This is a genomic window from Amycolatopsis sp. NPDC104587 (assembly GCF_055583645.1).
In genome coordinates this window covers 81,732-99,069 of record NZ_JBVJNO010000005.1, presented here as the reverse complement: position 1 = coordinate 99,069, position 17,338 = coordinate 81,732, and the positions used below count along the sequence as shown (strand labels likewise).

Annotated in this window: 21 protein-coding genes; 7 read left to right on the top strand and 14 right to left on the bottom strand. The window is 73.8% G+C overall.

Features of this window, described 5'->3' with window-relative positions; genetic code table 11:
• Window positions 1–117 precede the first annotated feature (117 nt).
• The 11 genes from ACZ61C_RS15950 to ACZ61C_RS15900 form a co-directional block, all read right to left on the bottom strand.
• Window positions 118–1,668 (bottom strand): alpha/beta hydrolase, encoded by a 1,551-nt coding sequence (locus ACZ61C_RS15950; protein WP_465307246.1) that lies wholly within the window; start codon window positions 1,666–1,668, stop codon window positions 118–120.
• Between the two features lie 66 nt (window positions 1,669–1,734).
• A complete protein-coding gene (locus tag ACZ61C_RS15945; RefSeq protein ID WP_465307244.1) occupies window positions 1,735–2,814 on the bottom strand; it encodes an ATP-dependent DNA ligase in 1,080 nt (359 codons plus the stop codon).
• Between the two features lie 26 nt (window positions 2,815–2,840).
• The gene (locus ACZ61C_RS15940; RefSeq protein ID WP_465307242.1) at window positions 2,841–3,440 is read right to left on the bottom strand and encodes an alkaline shock response membrane anchor protein AmaP; all 600 of its coding nucleotides are present in this window, start codon (window positions 3,438–3,440) and stop codon (window positions 2,841–2,843) included.
• On the bottom strand, window positions 3,437–3,973 hold the full coding sequence (locus ACZ61C_RS15935) for a DUF6286 domain-containing protein (RefSeq protein ID WP_465307240.1): 537 nt from the start codon (window positions 3,971–3,973) through the stop codon (window positions 3,437–3,439). Before ACZ61C_RS15935 ends, ACZ61C_RS15940 begins: the two co-directional genes overlap by 4 nt.
• Window positions 3,974–3,975: 2 nt before the next feature.
• Window positions 3,976–4,326 (bottom strand): Asp23/Gls24 family envelope stress response protein, encoded by a 351-nt coding sequence (locus tag ACZ61C_RS15930; protein ID WP_465307238.1) that lies wholly within the window; start codon window positions 4,324–4,326, stop codon window positions 3,976–3,978.
• A complete protein-coding gene (locus ACZ61C_RS15925) occupies window positions 4,323–4,499 on the bottom strand; it encodes a hypothetical protein (RefSeq protein WP_013224542.1) in 177 nt (58 codons plus the stop codon). Before ACZ61C_RS15925 ends, ACZ61C_RS15930 begins: the two co-directional genes overlap by 4 nt.
• Window positions 4,500–4,559: 60 nt before the next feature.
• Window positions 4,560–4,799 carry a hypothetical protein gene (locus ACZ61C_RS15920; RefSeq protein WP_465307236.1) on the bottom strand — a complete coding sequence of 80 codons (240 nt, stop codon included), beginning with the start codon at window positions 4,797–4,799 and terminating at the stop codon, window positions 4,560–4,562.
• Window positions 4,796–5,233 (bottom strand): Asp23/Gls24 family envelope stress response protein, encoded by a 438-nt coding sequence (locus ACZ61C_RS15915; RefSeq protein ID WP_465307234.1) that lies wholly within the window; start codon window positions 5,231–5,233, stop codon window positions 4,796–4,798. Before ACZ61C_RS15915 ends, ACZ61C_RS15920 begins: the two co-directional genes overlap by 4 nt.
• Before the next feature lie 88 nt (window positions 5,234–5,321).
• Window positions 5,322–5,735, bottom strand: a complete 414-nt coding sequence (locus tag ACZ61C_RS15910; protein ID WP_465307232.1) for an Asp23/Gls24 family envelope stress response protein — start codon at window positions 5,733–5,735, stop codon at window positions 5,322–5,324.
• A complete protein-coding gene (locus tag ACZ61C_RS15905) occupies window positions 5,735–6,295 on the bottom strand; it encodes an RNA polymerase sigma factor (protein ID WP_465307230.1) in 561 nt (186 codons plus the stop codon). The genes ACZ61C_RS15910 and ACZ61C_RS15905 overlap by 1 nt, the downstream gene beginning before the upstream one ends.
• Complete coding sequence (locus ACZ61C_RS15900) at window positions 6,292–7,029, bottom strand: pyrimidine reductase family protein (protein WP_465307228.1); 738 nt, start codon at window positions 7,027–7,029, stop codon at window positions 6,292–6,294. Before ACZ61C_RS15900 ends, ACZ61C_RS15905 begins: the two co-directional genes overlap by 4 nt.
• 89 nt (window positions 7,030–7,118) lie before the next feature.
• Here ACZ61C_RS15900 and zapE point away from each other — a divergent pair, with 89 nt between their 5' ends.
• Window positions 7,119–8,138, top strand: a complete 1,020-nt coding sequence (gene zapE, locus ACZ61C_RS15895) for a cell division protein ZapE (protein ID WP_465307226.1) — start codon at window positions 7,119–7,121, stop codon at window positions 8,136–8,138.
• On the opposite strand, the gene ACZ61C_RS15890 is transcribed toward zapE, so the two are convergent.
• A complete protein-coding gene (locus ACZ61C_RS15890) occupies window positions 8,092–8,643 on the bottom strand; it encodes a phosphatase PAP2 family protein (RefSeq protein ID WP_465308234.1) in 552 nt (183 codons plus the stop codon). The genes zapE and ACZ61C_RS15890 overlap by 47 nt on opposite strands.
• Before the next feature lie 80 nt (window positions 8,644–8,723).
• Between ACZ61C_RS15890 and ACZ61C_RS15885 the strand changes: the two genes are divergently transcribed.
• Complete coding sequence (locus tag ACZ61C_RS15885) at window positions 8,724–9,611, top strand: FAD-dependent oxidoreductase (protein ID WP_465307224.1); 888 nt, start codon at window positions 8,724–8,726, stop codon at window positions 9,609–9,611.
• On the opposite strand, the gene ACZ61C_RS15880 is transcribed toward ACZ61C_RS15885, so the two are convergent.
• Complete coding sequence (locus ACZ61C_RS15880) at window positions 9,600–10,958, bottom strand: DUF2252 domain-containing protein (protein ID WP_465307222.1); 1,359 nt, start codon at window positions 10,956–10,958, stop codon at window positions 9,600–9,602. The two genes, ACZ61C_RS15885 and ACZ61C_RS15880, sit on opposite strands and share 12 nt — an antisense overlap.
• 112 nt (window positions 10,959–11,070) lie before the next feature.
• Window positions 11,071–12,291, bottom strand: coding sequence for an ornithine--oxo-acid transaminase (rocD, locus tag ACZ61C_RS15875; RefSeq protein ID WP_465307220.1), 1,221 nt, complete (start codon window positions 12,289–12,291; stop codon window positions 11,071–11,073).
• Between the two features lie 144 nt (window positions 12,292–12,435).
• Between rocD and ACZ61C_RS15870 the strand changes: the two genes are divergently transcribed.
• The 5 genes from ACZ61C_RS15870 to ACZ61C_RS15850 all read left to right on the top strand — a co-directional run bounded on the left by ACZ61C_RS15870 (window position 12,436) and on the right by ACZ61C_RS15850 (window position 17,233).
• Window positions 12,436–12,756 (top strand): ArsR/SmtB family transcription factor, encoded by a 321-nt coding sequence (locus ACZ61C_RS15870; protein ID WP_465307218.1) that lies wholly within the window; start codon window positions 12,436–12,438, stop codon window positions 12,754–12,756.
• Window positions 12,753–13,220, top strand: a complete 468-nt coding sequence (locus ACZ61C_RS15865) for an SRPBCC family protein (RefSeq protein WP_465307216.1) — start codon at window positions 12,753–12,755, stop codon at window positions 13,218–13,220. Before ACZ61C_RS15870 ends, ACZ61C_RS15865 begins: the two co-directional genes overlap by 4 nt.
• A 17-nt stretch (window positions 13,221–13,237) precedes the next feature.
• On the top strand, window positions 13,238–14,089 hold the full coding sequence (locus ACZ61C_RS15860; RefSeq protein WP_465307214.1) for a PPK2 family polyphosphate kinase: 852 nt from the start codon (window positions 13,238–13,240) through the stop codon (window positions 14,087–14,089).
• 20 nt (window positions 14,090–14,109) lie between these two features.
• On the top strand, window positions 14,110–16,209 hold the full coding sequence (locus ACZ61C_RS15855) for a S9 family peptidase (RefSeq protein WP_465307212.1): 2,100 nt from the start codon (window positions 14,110–14,112) through the stop codon (window positions 16,207–16,209).
• A gap of 73 nt (window positions 16,210–16,282) precedes the next feature.
• Window positions 16,283–17,233, top strand: coding sequence for an LLM class F420-dependent oxidoreductase (locus ACZ61C_RS15850; protein WP_465307210.1), 951 nt, complete (start codon window positions 16,283–16,285; stop codon window positions 17,231–17,233).
• Window positions 17,234–17,338: the final 105 nt, after the last annotated feature.

The window sequence follows — 17,338 nt, the reverse complement described above, 5'->3', positions numbered from 1 at the left end:
CGTGATCTGGCGGGCATCACGTGTGTCTGGAGGGGCATCACCCGTGATTGAGGGGGCTTCAGCGCGATGCCCCGCCAATCACGCGTGATGCCCCTCTGATCACGCGTGATGCCCCTTTTACGCGGGGCAGAGGGTGCCGTTGGCGGGGACCTTGCCGTCGATGAGGAAGGCGCGGGCCGCGTCGGTGACGCAGGGAGACGCGCCGACCGCGCCGTGGCCGGCGCCCTGCCAGGTGATGGTCACCGCGGACGGCATCTGGTCGGCCGCGCGGGTGCTGCCCAGCTGGGGGGTCACCGGGTCGGCCGCGGTCGCCGTGACCAGGATCGGCGGCGCGCCCGACGCGCCCGCCGGCGGCAGCGGCTCGGTCCGCACCGGCCACGGCCCGCACCAGGCCAGCTGCTGCGCGACGACCGCGCCGAACTGCGGGTACTTCGTGCGCATCCCGCCGACGACCTGGTCGAGCTGGTCGGCCGAGAGCCGAGACTGGCTGTCGTTGCAGCGGGTGGCGATGGTCGCGTCGATCCGCGACGGCTGGGCGCGCGAGTCGTGCAGCACCGGCGTGACGAAGGCCGCCAGCGGGCGGATGTTCCCCGACCGCGCCGCCGCGATCGCGTCGGCCAGCTCCGGCCACCGCGACCGCTGCGCGAGGCCCGAGTAGACGGCGTACATCGCGACCCCCGGCCCGAACGCGACGCCGTCGTCGGTCAGCGGCGCGATGTTCTGCCGCAGCTGCCCGGTGAGCGCGGTCAGGGCGGCCTTCGGGTCGCCGAGCGCGCAGCCGCGGGCCGCGCAGTCCGTGGCGAAGGCGTCCAAGGTGGACTGGGCGCCGGCGGCGACCGCGTCGAGCACCGCCGCGGTGTCCGGGCCCGGGTCGGGGACGCCGTCGAGCACCATCCGCCCGACCTGGCCGGGGAACCGCACGGCGTACTGCGACAGCACCTTCGAGCCGTCCCCGCGGCCGAGCGCGTTCAGCCGCTCCAGGCCCAGCTGCTTGCGGAGCTCCTCGAGGTCGCCGGCGCCGCGCCAGCTGTCCAGCGCCGTCTGGGAGTCGTCGAGCTCGATCGCGCACTGCTGGCCGGCCTTGCGGGCCGCGTCCAGCACGCCCTGCAGGTCACCCTCGGCCGGGTCGGCGTCGATCAGGTCGTGCCGGACGTCGGCGGGCACGCACTGGACGGCGCCCGAGAGCCCGGTGCCGCGCCGGTCCAGGCCGATCAGCGAGAACTTCTCCAGGAACGCCGGTGGCAGCGTCGCCGCCAGCCGCGCGGCGTACACCGAGCCCGGCTCGCCGTCGATGTCGTTGACCACGACCAGCGGGATCGGCCCGCTGCCGACCTTCACCGCGAGCAGCCGGACGACCGAGCGCCGCGCCTCGCCGGGCGCGTCGAGCGGCGCGGTGACGCGGGCGCACGTGAAGTGCAGCGTGTCCGGGACAGCCGGGGTGCCGATCCGCTGCCGGGTGTCGTCGTCGCAGTCGGCCCACCGCAGCGACGGCGACTGCGGCTCGGTCAGCGGCGGCAGCGGCACCGACGGGCTGCCCGCGGGGGTGCTTCCGGTCGGCTTCCCGTCGTTCTCGACCAGCGCCGGGCGGACCGACGGCCCGGCGGCGCACCCCGCGGCGGCGGCCAGGCCGAGCAGCGCGACCAGGAGACGGGTACGGCGGCGGCGCACGGGCGGAGTCCTCACGTCGATCAAGGGCGGGGCACCGAGCTTCGCACGGCCGGTGTGGGACGCGGGTTAGCGGGTCCGCACGACCTGGCCGCGGAACACGGCGTCGAGGTCGTAGCGGGCGGGCTCCTCGAGCTGGCTGTAGTCGCACGACGCGGGTTCGCGGTCCGGGCGCCACCGCACGAACCGCGCGTTGTGCCGGAAGCGCGACGGCATGCCGCCTTCGGTGTTTTCGTAGGCGACCTCGACGACGCGCTCGGGCTTCAGCGGCACCCATTCGTGCTCGGTGGCACGCCAGCGCGTGATGCCGCCGGGGATCCGCTGGGCCTCGCCGGTCGCCTTGCCGCCCCACGGGTGGTCTTCGCCGTCGGTGACCAGGGGCGCCAGCTCTTCGGCCAGCTCACGACGGCGGTCCTTCGGGAACGACCCGACGGTGCCGACGTGGTGCAGCACACCGGCCTCGTCGAACAGGCCCAGGAGAAAGCTGCCGACCAGGTCGCCCGGGCCGCCGTCGACGTGCCAGCGCAGCCCGGCGAGCACGCAGTCCGCGGTGCGCAGGTGCTTGTACTTGTGGAGGACGCGCTTGCCCGGCGTGTAGGGCTCGTCCAGGGGTTTGCCGATGACGCCGTCGAGCCCGGCGCCCTCGAACAGCTCGAACCAGTGCCGCGCGGTGGCGGCGTCGGTGGTCGCCGGGGTGAGCGGGAACCGGTCGCCGGCCAGCTCGGCGAGCCGCTCGCGGCGGGCCGACGTCGGTTCGTCCAGCAGGGACTCGTCGTCCAGCGCCAGGACGTCGAAGGCGACGAACTCGGCGGGCTGCTCGGCGGCCAGCAGCGTGACGCGGCTTTCGGCGGGGTGGATCCGCTCGGTGAGCGCGTCGAAGTTCAGCCGCCCGTCCCGCGCGACGACGAGCTCGCCGTCCAGCACCACCCGCGGCGGCAGGATCTCCAGCAGCCGCGCGACCGCCTCCGGGAAGTACCGGTTCAACGGTTTTTCCGCGCGCGACTGCAGGTACAGCTCGTCGCCGTCCTTGAAGACGATGCAGCGGAAGCCGTCCCACTTCGGTTCGAACAGCAGGCCCCCGGAGTCCGGGATGGCCTTGGCGGGCTTGGCGAGCATCGGCTTCAGCGGCGGCTGCAGCGGTAGGGGCATGCGGGCATTCTGCGGAAAGACGCCGCTCAGCGCACGCGTTTCGCCGCGCTCGTGTCGAGTTCGAGCCGGACGGCCGTCGGGAGCACGTCGAGCCCGAGCGACTCCCGCGCCCGGGTCAGCACGCGGGAGTCCAGCTCCGCCCAGACGCTCTTGAGGTCGGTGCCCTCGTGCAGCCACAGCGTGAGGCGCAGCGCCGGGGACGTCCGCGAGCCCACCGCGCGGACGCGGGCGCGGCTCACCCCCGTCAGCTGCTCCGCGTCGGCCTGGATCGCGTCGGAGATCGCCGACGCCGTGACCACCAGCTCCGCGCCTTCCGTGCGGTCGAGGTCCAGGTCCGGGCGCGGTTCCGGGCGCAGCGAGCGCAGGGCCCAGCGCAGCCCGAGCACGAACAGCAGGACACCGAGCACGATCGCGACGATCCGGGCCGGCGTCGCGTGCCCGCCGAGCCAGCCGACGGCGATCGGGTCGAGCAGCGGGCGGCGGCCGCGGAACTCGCCGAGCACCCCGAACCCCACCACCAGGGCGAGCGCCCCGCCGAGCAGGGCGAACAGCCCGACGAGGAACGTCAGGGTGCGTTCACCCGCGTACGAGCGGGAAAGCGCCTTCGCGGAGACGGACTTGGTCATCGGCGGTCCTTCGGCGAGTCGACGACGACCGACACCTTCGGCCGCCGCACGAGCGGGACTTCGTCGAGCAGCTCCGACACCGTCGCCAGCAGCCGCGGCCGCAGCTCGCCCTCGGTTTCGAGCGTGGACTTCGCGCGGACGCGGACCCGCCGGGCGCTCGCGGTGACCGTCGCGGCCGCGACGTTGTCCTGCGCGCGCACGGTGAGCCCGACCAGCCGGGCCAGCGACCGCGGTGACGTCGAGACGCTCACCGCGCCGGCCGGGTCGGTCAGCCGGACTGCGCGGCTGCGGGCGGCCAGCGCGCACAGCAGCAGCACCAGGCCCGCCGCGGCGAGCACCCCGGCGGCGACCCGCACGGTGTAGGCGTCCCAGCCCAGCGCCGTCAGCTCCGCCTGCCAGCGCGGCCACGGCACCACCAGCGGCCCGGCCCCGGGCCGCCACCAGTGCCAGCCGACCTCGAGCGCGAGCAGCGCCCCGGCGGCGGCGAAGGCCAGGCCGAGCAGGGTGGACAGGACGCGGACGAACGGGCGCACGGCTACCGCACCCTCGGCGGCACGTCCGGCAGCAGCGCCGACACCGTGACCGCCAGCGTCCGCACGTGGTAGCCGGTGAGCAGCTCCACCTCTTCGACGACCTTCGCGCGCACGTCACCGACGACCGCCTTCACCGCGGCCGGGTAGTTCAGGGCGAGGTCCAGCGCGAGGTCGACGTCGTTGTCGAGGCCGCCGACCTTCGCCTTCGCGCCTTTCCTGCCGTCCCGGTTGGTGCCGGGCACCTGATCGGCGGCGTGCTGGGCGACCTTGCGCACCACCGAATGCCCGATGGTGAGGGTGCCGCGCTCGGCCGGTTCGGCGAGCTCGCGCGGCACGTCGAGGGCGCGGCTCACTTGTCGCGGCCCTTGCCGAAGAGCTCGCCGAGGTCGAGCTCGCCGTCGAGGACCCGGCCGGCGACCAGGCCGATGATCCCGACGGCCAGGGTCACCAGGAATGCGGTGAACCCCTGGGTCGCGGCCAGGCCGAGGATGAGCCCGGCCAGCAGCCCGGTCTGCGTTGCGTTCACATGTCCTCCTGGGACGGCTAGGACGGCTTGGACGGAAGAGAGCTTGCCCCGGCGGCGCGGTCAGCGCACCCGGGGCGGCCGGCGGCGGCGCCGGAACCGGGCCACCAGCGCGGCGAACCCGCGGCGGCGGACGGAGAAGCTCACCGGGGCGTCGAAGCGGGAGTCCGCATCGGACTGCTTGGCGCGGAACCGCGCCAGCCCGGCCGCGAACTCCGCCGGGTCGCCGCCGGCGTCGGGGTGGTGGGCGCGCACAAAAGCCCGGAAGGCCGCTCGGCCTTCCGGGTCGTCGCGCCCGGTCACTCCACCCGCGTCGATTCGGGCTCCTCCTCGCCGGGCAGGTGGATGTCGTTGACGGCGATGTTCACCTCGATCACCTCGAGGCCGGTGATCTGCTCCACCGCGGTGATCACGTTGCGCCGCACCGCGCGGGCGACGTCGGTGATGCGCGCGCCGTACTCGACGACGACGTCGAGGTCGATCGCGGTCTGCTTCTCGCCGACCTCCACCGAGACACCGGCCGTGGTGACCGTGCCGGACCCGGGGATCCGCTCGCGCAGCGCGCCGAGCGCCCGCGAGACCCCGCCGCCGCCCAGCGTGTGCACGCCGGGGACCTCACGGGTGGCCAGGCCGGCGACCTTCTGCACGACCACTGACGAGATCGTGGTGCGGCCGGCGGCGCCCTCCTCGTTGAGCGGGGTCACCGTGCCCGGGCTTTCGGTCCGTTCCGGATGCATGCCTGAAGGCTCCTCTCGCGGGGTCTCTCGCCCTTACGATGCCCGGCGACGCCGGACCCTCACGCAAGATCCCCCGATCGGGGGAACCTTAACCGGGGTGGACGTCGACGACGTGCACGTTCACCGTCGTGGCGACCCCGAGCTGGCGGGACAGCTCGGCGGTGATCGCGCGCCGGAGCGCTTCGGCCGCTTCCTCGGCCGCGACGCCGAAGCGGACCGACACCAGCACCTGCACGACGTCGTGTTCGACCGCGACGGCGGAAACCCGCACCCCGCCGGGCGCGCGCTTGGCGGCGATCGTGTGGGCCAGCCGCCCCACGACGGCTTCGGTGACGCGCAGGCTGCCCGCGTCGCCGGGCACCTCCACGGCCGTCCGGCGGCTGCGCGCGACCGCCCGCAGCACCCGTTCGACCAGGCCGGGCGGGGTCGGCACCCGGCGGGCCGCCACCCGGCGCACGGCGTCCCAGCGGGGGTCCCCCTCGGGGTCCTGCGGCTCGGTCATCACCGCTCCCTCAATTCGGCGAGCAGCGCCACCCTGGCCCGGTGCAGCCGTGAGCGCAAGGCGCCGACGTTCACGTCGAGCACTTCGGCGACCTCGTCGTAGCTCAGCCCCTCCAGCTCGCGCAGCACGAGCGGCACCCGCTGGGACAGCTCCAGCCGGCCGATCGCGCGCAGCACCGCGTCGACCTCCTCGGCCCGCACCACGCGGCCTTCGGGGCCCGGGTCGGCCCCGGCGAGCAACGCGCTGTCCACAGTGGACTGGCCGTCGGGTTCCGGCGAGTCGAGGGAGATCGTGGGCCGGCGCCGGCGCAGCAGGGCGAGCGCGCTGTTGGTGACGACGCGGTAGAGCCACGTCGACACCGCGGACTCGTTCCGGAAGCCGGCGAGGGCGCGCCACGCGGCCAGCCACGACTCCTGCACGACGTCCTCGGCTTCGCCCGCGCTGCCGGTGATTCGCAGCGCGACGCGGTACATCCGGGGCGTGTGCCGCCGCACGAGCGCGCCGAACGCGGCCTCGTCGCCGTCCGCGGCCCGCGCGACGAGGTCGGCGTCGTCGCTCATCCGGCGGCTCTGCGGTAGCGCAGGAGCGTGAAGCCGTCCTCGACCAGGATCGACGCCAGGGCGAGCCGCCGCGGCACGGCCTCGGGACCGGTGGCGATCCGGACGGCGGGCCCGGCCACGAGCAGCGGCGCGACGGTGAGGCAGAGCTGGTCGACGCGGTCGGCGGCGACGAGCTGCCCGAACAGCGCCGGCCCGCCTTCGCAGGCGATCCGGCGCAGACCGCGGGCCGCGAGCAGGTCGAGAGCCCGCGGCACGTCGACGTCGTCGTCGCCGGCGCGCAGGATCTCCGCCCCGGCGGCTTCGAGGGGGCCGGTCGGCGCGGTCTCGGTGGTGACCACGATCGGGGGCACGGCGGTTTCGGTGAACAGCCGCGAAGCGGGGTCCAGGCCGGCGGTGCGCGTCACGACGGCGATCGGCGGGACCCCGCCGAACCCGAGGCGGTGACGGCGTTCCAGCCGCTTCGCGCTCGGGACGACCCCGCGGTAGTTCTCGGCGCGGACGGTCCCGGCGCCGACCAGGATCACGTCGGCGAGGTCGCGCCCGAGCAGGAAGACCTGGCGGTCGGCGGCGTGCGAGAGCCCCGCCGACGTCGTGTCGACCTCGGCGGCGCCGTCGGCGGACGCGACGAAGTTGACCTGCACCCAGGGGCCGGTCAAGCCGTCCGGGTAGGCGTAGATCTCCTCGAGGTCTGCCCCGGTCAGTTCGCCCGTCGAAAGGGGCCACACGCTCCGCACGGGACAATCCCAGCACGGGCGTGAACCACGTCTCCACCGGGGGACAGGGCCACCCGGCCGGGGCGCGGGCGTGGCTAGGCTCTGCGACCATGCCCGCGCACCTGACCGACCGCCGCCCCGAGCTCGGCGCCGACGAGCTGATCGGCGCGCTGGTGCCGCCGCCGCGCTTCGACGCCGTCCGGTTCGGGACCTACCTCCCGAACCCGGACGAGCCCAGCCAGGCCGCCGCGGTCGAGGCGTGTTCGGCGTTCGCCGAAAGGGTCGGCGCCCAGCCGAAGAAGAAGCGCTTCAAGCTCTTCGGGGGTTCACCCGAGCCGGCCGGGCCGATGGGGCTCTACCTCGACGGCGGGTTCGGGGTCGGCAAGACCCACCTGCTCGCCTCGACGTGGCACGCTTCGCCGTCGCCCAAGGCGTACGGGACGTTCGTCGAGCTGACCCACCTCGTCGGCGCGCTGGGCTTCGCCGAGGCCGTGCGGCGCCTCGCGGAGCACCGGATCCTGGCCATCGACGAGTTCGAGCTGGACGACCCGGGCGACACGACCCTGGTCACCCGGCTGCTGCAGGAGCTGATGGACGCGGGTGTGCACATCGCGGCGACGTCCAACACCCTGCCGGAGAAGCTCGGCGAAGGGCGCTTCGCCGCCGAGGACTTCCTGCGCGAGATCCAGTCGCTGTCGGCCCGGTTCGGCGTGGTGCGCGTAGACGGCCCGGACTACCGCCACCGCGGCCTGCCGGACGCGCCGCCACCGGTGTCCCCGGAGGTGCTGGAGGAGTCCGTCGCCGCGCACGAAAGGTCCACTGTGGACGACTTCGACGCGCTGTGCGAGCACCTGGCCTCCCTGCACCCGTCGCGGTACGGGCGGCTGCTCGACGGCGTCACGCGCGTGCACCTGCGCGGGGTCCACCCGGCGCCGGACCAGAACGTGGCCCTGCGGCTGGTCGCCTTCGCCGACCGGCTCTACGACCGCGCCATCCCGGTGGTCGTCTCCGGCGAGCCGCTGCCGTCGCTGTTCACCGAGGAGATGGTGAACGGCGGCTACCGCAAGAAGTACCTGCGCGCGGTCAGCCGGCTGACCGCGCTGGCGCGGGACGCGGCACCGGCCACGTGAGCAGCACCACGGCGACCGCGAACAGCGTCCCGCCGGCGACGTCGGTCAGGTAGTGGTAGCCGAGGCCGACCAGCCCCGCGGCCGCCGCGAGCAGGGCCAGCGCGGCGAGCACGACGACGACCACGCGCCGGGTGACCAGCACCAGCACCGTCAGCACCGCGACGAGGCTCACGGTGTGGCCGCTGGGGTAGACCAGGGTGTCGTTCTTCCACCGGTCGTAGAGCGGCTTCAGCAGCCAGCTCGTCAGCAGGATCGCGAGCAGCGGCGCGCCGAGCGCGAGCGCGGCCTCGACCCGTTTCCCGGCGCGCAGGCAGAGGACGACGGCCAGGACACCCAGCGCGATCACGACGACGGGCTCGGTCGGGAAGACCAGCGCCCGCAGCACACCGGGGCTCAGGTGTGCCGTCCAGCCCGCGGCCGTCGTGTCCACGGCGCCGGGCGCGCGCTCGCCGGCGAACGGCAGCCCGAGCAGCAGCGCGAGCACGCCGCACACCGCGGCCGGCACCCACATCGTCCTCACCCGCGCGAGGGTAGCCGCGATCTCGTGACGGCTCCGTCTGCCACCATGCGGGGAGGGAGGAACGGATGCGGATCACAGTGGCGGGGGCCGGGATCATCGGCCTGAGCTGCGCCCACCGGCTGGCCGGTGCGGGACACGACGTGACGGTCGTCGCGGCGGCCGGCCCGGGGGAGTCGACCTCGGCGGTGGCCGGCGGGGTGCTGTACCCGCCGGTGCGCCGCCCGGACAAGCGGATCGTGCGCTGGACCGCGGCGACGCTCGCGCAGCTGCGGGAGCAGGACGCGCCGGGCGTGCGGTTCCGCCGCGGCCGGGTCCTGCTAGCCCAGGGGGAGCCGGAGCCGCAGTGGCTGCCGGCGATGATCGACCCCGTGCGCGCCGGCGACCGGCTGGAGTTCACGACGGCCCTGGTCGACACTCCGGTGTACCTGGCCTGGCTGCTCACGCGCGTCGAGGCGCTCGGCGTGCGCTTCGAGTACCGGTCGCTGACGTCCCTTGCGGACGTCGACGCCGACGTCGTGGTCAACGCGGCGGGTCTCGGCGCGGGCCGCCTGGCGGGCGACGGCTCGATGGTCCCGGTCGGCGGGCAGGTGGTGCACCTGGCCGACCCGGGCCTGCCTGAGTTCGTGGTCGACGAGACAGGCCCGGGCGTCACGTACGTCATCCCGCACGGCGGCCACGTGGTCTGCGGCGGCACCGAAGAGCCGGGCCGCGGCGACGTCGAGCCGAACCCGGGCGTGACGGCGGACATCGTCCGGCGCTGTCGCGAGCTGGTCCCGGCGCTGGCGGGCGCGCAGGTCCTGCGGTCGGTGGTCGGCCTGCGCCCGTTCCGGCCCATCGTGCGGCTGGAACGGGCGGGCGCGATCGTGCACTGCTACGGCCACGGCGGCTCGGGCATCACCCTCGCCTGGGGCTGCGCGGCCGACGTCGCCGAGCTGGTCGGCTCAGCCGGCTGAGAACTCGGCGTGGTCGGCTTCGGTCCGGTCGGCGTACCGCACGGCGTACGCGCCCATCGCTTCGTCCAGCTCGGAGTCGTCGGCGAAGTAGCCGGCCAGCAGCTTCGGGTGCAGGGACCGCGTGTGGGCCCGGGCGAGCAGAGCCCCGGCCAGGCGGCCGTAGTCGTCGAGGTGGTCCTTCTCCAGCTCCGCCGGGTCGATGTCGCCCTTGAGGTTGCGGAACTGGCGGACGATGAACGGCACCCCGTCGATCGTGGTCCAGCCGAGCAGGATGTCCGTCTCGGCCTGCACGAGCCGGGCGCCGTCGACGATCCGCTGGCCTTCGTGCGCCACCTCGGGCAGGTCGAGGTACGGCGCGAGCGCGGGCGGCTGCGCCTGTTTCACCTGCAGCACCAGGTCTTCCTCGTCGTTTCCGTGCAGCAGGACGACGTAGCTGCGCAGCCCGACGCTGCCGGTGCCGACCACGCGGAACGCGACGTCGGCGATGCGGTAGCGCGAAATGAGCGTGCGCCGCGACTCGCGCAGGGTGTCCACATAGGACGTCAGCCCGGTGGCGACGGCTTCGGCCGTCCGCTCGTCGACGTGCGTGAGCACCGGCGGATCCTCGACGAACCGGTGGCGCGCCAGGCCGGTCCGGTGGTCGTCGACCCGCTCGGTCCACTTCGCCGCGACCTTCGCGCTGTCGTTCTTGCGCGCCTTCTCGGCGGCGTCGGCGAAGTCGTCGATCAGCTCGTCCGCCCGCGCCTTCGAGAGCACCGACGAGTCCGGCAGCGCGTTCCACGACCGCAGGAAGGGCAGATCGGCCAGCGCCCGGATGGTCCGGCGGTACGACTTCACGGCGTCTTCGGCGGCTTCGCGGCAGCCGGACTCGCCGATGCCGCCCTCCCGGCCGGCGAGCACCAGGCTGGCCGCGAGGCGCTTGAGGTCCCACTCCCACGGCCCCGGCACGGTCTCGTCGAAGTCGTTGATGTCCATCACGATCTTGCCTTCGGGCGTGCCGTAGAGCCCGAAGTTGGCCGCGTGCGCGTCGCCGCAGAGCTGCGCGGTGAGCCCGGCGTCCGGCGTGCCCGCGAGGTCGGCGCCCATCAGCCCGGCGGCCCCGCGGAAGAAGGTGAACGGCGAGGCGAGCATGCGTTCCCGGCGCAGCTCGACCAGCTCCGGCAGCCGCCCGGTGGTGCTGGTCTCGAAGTACCGCTTCGGGCTCGGCCGGTCCTTCGCGGCGGCCTCGTGGTCGTGCGCGGCGGCGGGCGTCTTCTCCCGGAGCCGCTTCCCCTGGTCGTACAACTCGGCCGGGGTGACACTGTCCGTGCCCGCCAGCGGCCGCTCCACCCATTCCCCTGATCCCATACCCGGCACAACGACCGAAGGGGACGTTCTGCTCCCGGACGTCACCCGGCCGGGGCCCGTTGTGCTCCGGATGCCGCCGGGGCGGGAGGCTCACCCGGCGGCATCCGGTGGTTCAGGGGCGGACGACCTCGGCGATCGCGTCGAGGCCGCGGTCCAGCTCCTCGCGGGTGATCACCAGCGGCGGCGCCACGCGCAGGGTGCGCTCGTGCGTCTCCTTGCACAGCACGCCGCGCTTCGCCAGCGCCTCGGACGCCTCGCGGCCCGACGGCCCGCCGGGGGCGATGTCGAGCCCGGCCCACAGGCCGCGGCCGCGGACCTCGGACAGGCCGTTCCCGATCAGCGCGGTCAGCCGTTCGTGCAGGTGGGCGCCCAGCTCCGTCGAGCGCTGCTGGAACTCGCCGGTGTTCAGCAGGCGGACGACCGCGCGCCCGACCGCGCACGCGACCGGGTTGCCGCCGAAGGTCGAGCCGTGCTCGCCCGGCTTCAGCACCCCCAGCACGTCACGGCGGCCGGCGACCGCCGACACCGGCAGGATGCCGCCGCCGAGCGCCTTGCCGAGGGTGTAGACGTCGGCGCGGACGCCTTCGTGGTCCAGCGCCAGCACGGTGCCGGTGCGGGCCAGGCCGGACTGGATCTCGTCGGCGATCAGCAGCACGCCGTGCTCGTCGCACGCGGCGCGGACGTCGGCGAAGTAGCCCTCCGGCGGCACGATGACGCCGGCTTCCCCCTGCACCGGCTCCAGGAGCACGGCGGCGGTGCGCGGGGTGATCGCGTCGCGCAGCGCGGCGGCGTCGCCGTACTTCACGGTGACGAAGCCCGGGGTGAACGGGCCGAAGTCGGCGCGCGCGGTCTCGTCGGTCGAGAACGACACGATCGTGGTCGTCCGGCCGTGGAAATTCTCAGCGCCAACGATGATCTCGGCGGTGCCGTCCGGCACGCCCTTGACCCGGTGCGCCCACTTGCGGGCGATCTTGACCGCCGACTCGACGGCTTCGGCGCCGGAGTTCATCGGCAGGACGAGCTCGGTGCCGGTCAGCTCGGCGAGCTCGCGGCAGAAGAGGCCCAGCTGGTCGTGGTGGAACGCCCGCGACGTCAGCGTGACGCGCCCGAGCTGCGCCACCGCGGCGTCGACCAGGTCCGGGTGGCGGTGCCCGAAGTTCAGCGCCGAGTACCCGGAGAGGAAGTCGAGGTAGGACTTGCCCTCGACGTCGGTCACCGTGGCGCCTTCGGCCTCGGCGATCACGACGGGCAGCGGGTGGTAGTTGTGCGTGCTCCATTGCTCGTCGAGCTCGATGAAGCTGGCGGCGGTCTCCCGGCCGGCGAACGTCGTCATCTGTTCAGGTTAGAGGCAGAAGACGCAGAGTTCAGCCGGGAATCGTTGCTTTCACCCGTTGTTCGTTGCGCAATGCGCGGCTCCGACCCCCGAAATGCTGCGAGGCGGTTGACGCGACCATCGGTAAGCCGTAACTTACGGTTCGTGGCGACTTACGGAAGCGATCAGCTGGCCGCCCTCGCCGACCCGTCGCGGCGCGCGATCGTCGAAGCGCTGCGCGCCGGGCCGCGCGCGGTCGGCGAGCTGGCCGCGGACCTGCCGATCAGCCGCCCGGCCGTGTCGCAGCACCTCAAGGTGCTCAAGGCGGCCGGGCTGGTCGCCGACCGGGCCGAGGGCACGAAGCGGCTGTACCGCCTCGAGCCCGACGGCATCGCCGCGGTGCGCGCCTACCTCGACCGGATGTGGTCCGACGCGCTGAAGTCCTTCGCCGACCGGGCGGAGTCCACCGAAGAGGAGCGGGAATGACGCTGGAGCCGATCCGCCGGACGATCACCGTCGCGTGCTCGCGCGAGCACGCGTTCAAGACCTACACCGAGGCCTTCGACAGCTGGTGGCCGCGCGAGCACCACATCGGCGCGGGCGACCTCGCCGAAGCCGTCCTCGAGCCGAAGCAGGGCGGGCGCTGGTACGAGCGCACCTCCGAAGGCACCGAGTGCCAGTGGGGCGAGGTGCTCGTCTGGGAGCCACCCGCCCGGGTGGTCCTGTCGTGGCGGATCGACGGAGACTGGAAGGTCGACCCCGATCCCGCGCACGCCAGCGAGATCGAGGTCAGATTCGTCGAGGAGGGGCCGCGCAGCACGCGCGTCGAGCTGGAGCACCGGCACTTCGAGCGGCACGGCGAAACCGCGCGGAAGGTCCGTGACGGCGTCTCCACTGAGGGAGGACACGGCGGGCTGCTGGAACTGTTCGCCGAGAAAGCCGCCGCCTGAGTCGTTATCGTCAGCGGATGGCCAAGAAGGACACAGGAAGCCGGGTCCGGGACGCGCTGCGCGTCGGCGCGGAACTGCCGGACCCGGGCTCGACCCCGGTGGGGCCCGGCAAGAAGCCGAAGGCCGTCGCGAAGCTCGACGACGCCGCCTCGCGGTTGTCCGGGCTGCAGGAAGCCCTCTACGCCGAGGGCGTCGGCGGCGGGCGGCGCAGCGTGCTACTGGTGCTCCAGGGCATGGACACCTCGGGCAAGGGCGGCACGGTCTCGCACGTGCTCGGCCTGGTCAACCCGATGGGCGTCCGCTACGCCGGGTTCAAGGCGCCGACGGCCGCCGAGCGGCGGCACCCCTACCTCTGGCGCATCCGCAAGCAGCTGCCCTCGGCCGGCCAGATCGGCGTGTTCGACCGCTCGCACTACGAGGACATCCTGGTCCCGCGCGTGACCGGCCTGCTGACCGCGGCCGAGCGCCGCCGCCGCTACACCGAGATCAACGCCTTCGAGAAGGAGCTGGCCGACGCGGGCACGACCGTCGTCAAGGTGTTCCTGCACATCTCGCCGGAGGAGCAGCTCAAACGGCTGAAGGCCCGGCTGGAGACCCCCGAGAAGCACTGGAAGTACAACCCGGGCGACCTCGAAGCCCGCTCGCACTGGCCGGCCTACGCCGAGGCCTACGCCGACATCTTCAAGAAGACCTCGACGGACCACGCGCCCTGGCACGTCGTGCCCGCCGACCACAAGTGGTACCGGAACTGGGCCGTCGCCGAGCTGCTGATCGAGACGCTCGCCGAACTGGACCCCGCGTTCCCCGAACCGGGCTTCGACGTCGCCGAGGAGCTGGCGAAGCTGAAGGGTGTTGGCGTACCCGCGTGATCGTCTGAAAGAGTGCGGGCGTGACCGATGTCGACGACCTCCCGTTCCTCCGCAAGCAGGCCCGCACCCAGCGCTTCACCCTCGGCGCGCCGAAGGAGTTCCGGGTCGCGCCGGACGCCTCGCGCGTGCTGTTCCTGCGCGCGGAGTCGGGCACCGACCCCCGGCACAGCCTCTGGTCGGCCGACCTGGCGAGCGGCGCCGAGACGAAGCTCGTCGACGCCGTCGAGCTGCTGCCGGGCGAGGAGGAGCTGCCGGCCGAGGAGCGGGCGCGGCGGGAACGCGCCCGCGAGACCGGCGGCGGCGTGGTGCACTACGGCGTCGACGCGGGCTTCACCGTCGCGGCGTTCTCCCTCTCGGGGAAGCTCTACACGCTCGACCTCGCGACCGGCGAGGTGACCCTGCGCGTCGACGGCTCGGTCGTCGACCCGCGCCCGAACCCGACCGGCACGCACGTCGCGTACGTGCAGAACCGGCGGCTGCACGTGATGGAGCTGGCCACCGGCGACGACCGCGTGCTGGTCGAGGAGGACGGCGAAGACATCGCCTGGGGCCTCGCCGAGTTCATCGCCGCCGAGGAGATGGACCGCACCCGCGGCTACTGGTGGGCCCCCGACGGCCGCAGCATCCTCGCCGAGCGCTCCGACCGCGGCCCCGTCCCGCGCTGGACCATCGCCGACCCCGCCAACCCGCAGCACCCGGCGAACGTCGTCGCCTACCCGGCCGCGGGCACCACGAACGCGCTCGTGTCCCTTTCCGTGCTGGGCCTGGACGGCTCCCGCGTCGACGTCGCGGACGGCGACTGGGAGTACCTCGCCTCGGTGCACTGGTCGGCCGGCGGCGCGCCCCTGCTGGCCGTGGAGCCGCGCGACCAGACGCGGATGGACGTGCTCACGGTCGACGTCACCGACGGCTCGACGTCGGTCGTGCACACCGCCACCGACCAGCACTGGATCGACATCGTCGGTGGCGTCCCGGCCTGGACGCCCGACGGCCGCCTGGTCACCGAAGGCATGGTCGACGGTGACCACCGGCTCTTCGTCGGCGGCGAGGCCGTCACGCCGCCCGGGGTGCAGCTGCGGGCCGTGCTCGACGTCGGCGACGAGATCCTCTTCAGCGCGTCCGAGGACGACCCGACGCAGATCCACGTGTTCCGGACCGAGGGTGGTTCCGTGCGGCGCTTGTCCACTGTGGACGGTGTGCACCTCGGCGCCGGATCCGCGGCGGTCACCGTGCTTTCCTCGTGGAGCCTGGAGTACAGCGGGCCGCGCGTGTCGGTGCTGCGAGACGGCTCGGCGGTCGCGTCGATCGCGACGTCCACTGTGGACCCGGACATCGTGCCCAACCTGACCTGGCTGACGCTGGGGGAGCGCGGCCTGCGCGCGGCGCTGCTCCTGCCGCGCGGGTACGAGCCGAGCGAAGGCAAGCTGCCGGTGCTGCTCGACCCGTACGGCGGCCCGCACGCCCAGCGCGTGCTGCAGAGCCGCAACGCGTTCCTGACCTCGCAGTGGCTCGCCGACCAGGGTTTCGCGGTGCTCGTCGCGGACGGCCGCGGCACGCCCGGGCGCGGCGCGGTGTGGGAGCGCGAGATCCACGGCCGCCTCGCCGACGTCACCCTGCAGGACCAGGTGGACGCGCTCCAGGCGGCGGCCGCGTCTTATCCCGAACTGGATCCGGAACGCGTCGCGATCCGCGGCTGGTCCTACGGCGGGTACCTGTCCGCGCTGGCGGTGCTGCGCCGCCCGGACGTCTTCCACGCGGCGGTCGCGGGCGCGCCGGTCACCGACTGGTCGCTGTACGACACGCACTACACCGAGCGGTACCTGGGCAAGCCGCAGGACGAGGTGGAGAGCTACGCGCACAACTCGCTGATCGAGAGCGCGGCGGAGCTGAGCCGGGCGCTGCTGATCGTGCACGGGCTGGCCGACGACAACGTGTTCGTCGCGCACGCGCTGCGGCTGTCGTCGGCGCTGCTGGCGAAGGGCCGGCCGCACGTCTTCCTGCCGCTGGCGGGGGCGACCCACATGACGCCGCAGGCCGAAGAGGTCGCGGAGAACCTGATGCGCACGCAGGTGGACTGGCTGCTGCGCGAGCTTTCCGCCGTCGAGAAGGAGACCGCGTGAGTGAGCCTGCGAACGAACCATTGAACACTGCGCTTCCGGCTCAGGCCGGGCCGAGCGTCAGCGGAGGCCGCGCATGAGCCGCTGGGGCCTCACGATCCCGTTGACCGGGGTGCCGCTGACGGCGCACCGCGAGCTGGTCGAGCAGCTGCCGGACCTGGGCTACACCGACGCGTGGACCGCCGAGACGGCGGGCACGGACGCGTTCACGCCGCTGGTGCTGGCGTCGCAGTGGGCGCCGCAGCTGCGGCTGGGCACGGCGATCGTCCCGGTGTACACCCGCGGGCCGGGTCTGCTGGCGATGCAGGCGGCGACGGTGGCCGAGCTCGCCCCGGGCCGGTTCGTGCTCGGCATCGGCGCGTCGTCCCCGGTGATCGTCTCGAACTGGAACGCGGCGCCCTTCGAGGAGCCGTTCGCGCGCTCGCGGGACACGCTGCGGTTCCTGCGGTCCGCGCTGGCGGGGGAGAAGGTCAGCGAGAAGTACGACACGTTCGCCGTCTCGAAGTTCCGGCTGGAGCGCCCGGCCGACCCGCCGCCGTCGATCATGCTGGCGGCGTTGCGGCCGGGCATGCTTCGCCTGGCCGCGCGCGAAGCCGACGGCGCGATCACGAACTGGCTGGCGGCCACGGACGTGCCCCAGGTGCGGTCGGTGGTCGGCCCGGACGTCGAGCTGGCGGCCCGGATCTTCGTCTGCCCCACCGAAGACGCCGAGGCGGCGCGCGGCCTGGGCCGGATGCTGATCTCGAGCTACCTGACGGTTCCGGTGTACGCGGCGTTCCACGACTGGCTCGGCCGCGGCGAGGCCCTGGCCCCGATGCACGAGGCGTGGGCCGCGGGTGACCGGCAGAAGGCCAACCAGGTGATCCCGGACTCGGTGGTGGACGAGCTGGTGATCCACGGCAGCGTGGAGTCGTGCCGCGAGCAGGTCCAGTCCTATGTGGACAACGGGCTGACGACGCCGGTCATCGCGCTGCTCCCGACCGGCGGGGATCCGTTCGAGCAGGTGCGGGGCCTGGCCCCCCGCTGACCCCGCTTCGGGGGGGGGGGGGGGGGGGGGGGGGGGGGGGGGTGAGGGGGGGGGGGGGGGGGGTGTAGCAGTCGTGGCTCGCCGTCGGCTTCTAGCTTGCGGCGC

Excerpts from the sequence above, each read along its gene's own strand:
- ACZ61C_RS15885 (WP_465307224.1), top strand. The coding sequence starts at position 8,724 with ATGCGGATCACAGTGGCGGGGGCCGGGATCATCGGCCTGAGCTGCGCC.
- ACZ61C_RS15880 (WP_465307222.1), bottom strand. The coding sequence starts at position 10,958 with ATGGGATCAGGGGAATGGGTGGAGCGGCCGCTGGCGGGCACGGACAGT.
- ACZ61C_RS15915 (WP_465307234.1), bottom strand. The coding sequence starts at position 5,233 with ATGCATCCGGAACGGACCGAAAGCCCGGGCACGGTGACCCCGCTCAAC.
- ACZ61C_RS15905 (WP_465307230.1), bottom strand. The coding sequence starts at position 6,295 with ATGAGCGACGACGCCGACCTCGTCGCGCGGGCCGCGGACGGCGACGAG.
- ACZ61C_RS15860 (WP_465307214.1), top strand. The coding sequence starts at position 13,238 with ATGGCCAAGAAGGACACAGGAAGCCGGGTCCGGGACGCGCTGCGCGTC.
- ACZ61C_RS15865 (WP_465307216.1), top strand. The coding sequence starts at position 12,753 with ATGACGCTGGAGCCGATCCGCCGGACGATCACCGTCGCGTGCTCGCGC.
- zapE (WP_465307226.1), top strand. The coding sequence starts at position 7,119 with ATGCCCGCGCACCTGACCGACCGCCGCCCCGAGCTCGGCGCCGACGAG.
- ACZ61C_RS15910 (WP_465307232.1), bottom strand. The coding sequence starts at position 5,735 with ATGACCGAGCCGCAGGACCCCGAGGGGGACCCCCGCTGGGACGCCGTG.
- ACZ61C_RS15940 (WP_465307242.1), bottom strand. The coding sequence starts at position 3,440 with ATGACCAAGTCCGTCTCCGCGAAGGCGCTTTCCCGCTCGTACGCGGGT.
- ACZ61C_RS15945 (WP_465307244.1), bottom strand. The coding sequence starts at position 2,814 with ATGCCCCTACCGCTGCAGCCGCCGCTGAAGCCGATGCTCGCCAAGCCC.
- ACZ61C_RS15850 (WP_465307210.1), top strand. The coding sequence starts at position 16,283 with ATGAGCCGCTGGGGCCTCACGATCCCGTTGACCGGGGTGCCGCTGACG.
- rocD (WP_465307220.1), bottom strand. The coding sequence starts at position 12,291 with ATGACGACGTTCGCCGGCCGGGAGACCGCCGCCAGCTTCATCGAGCTC.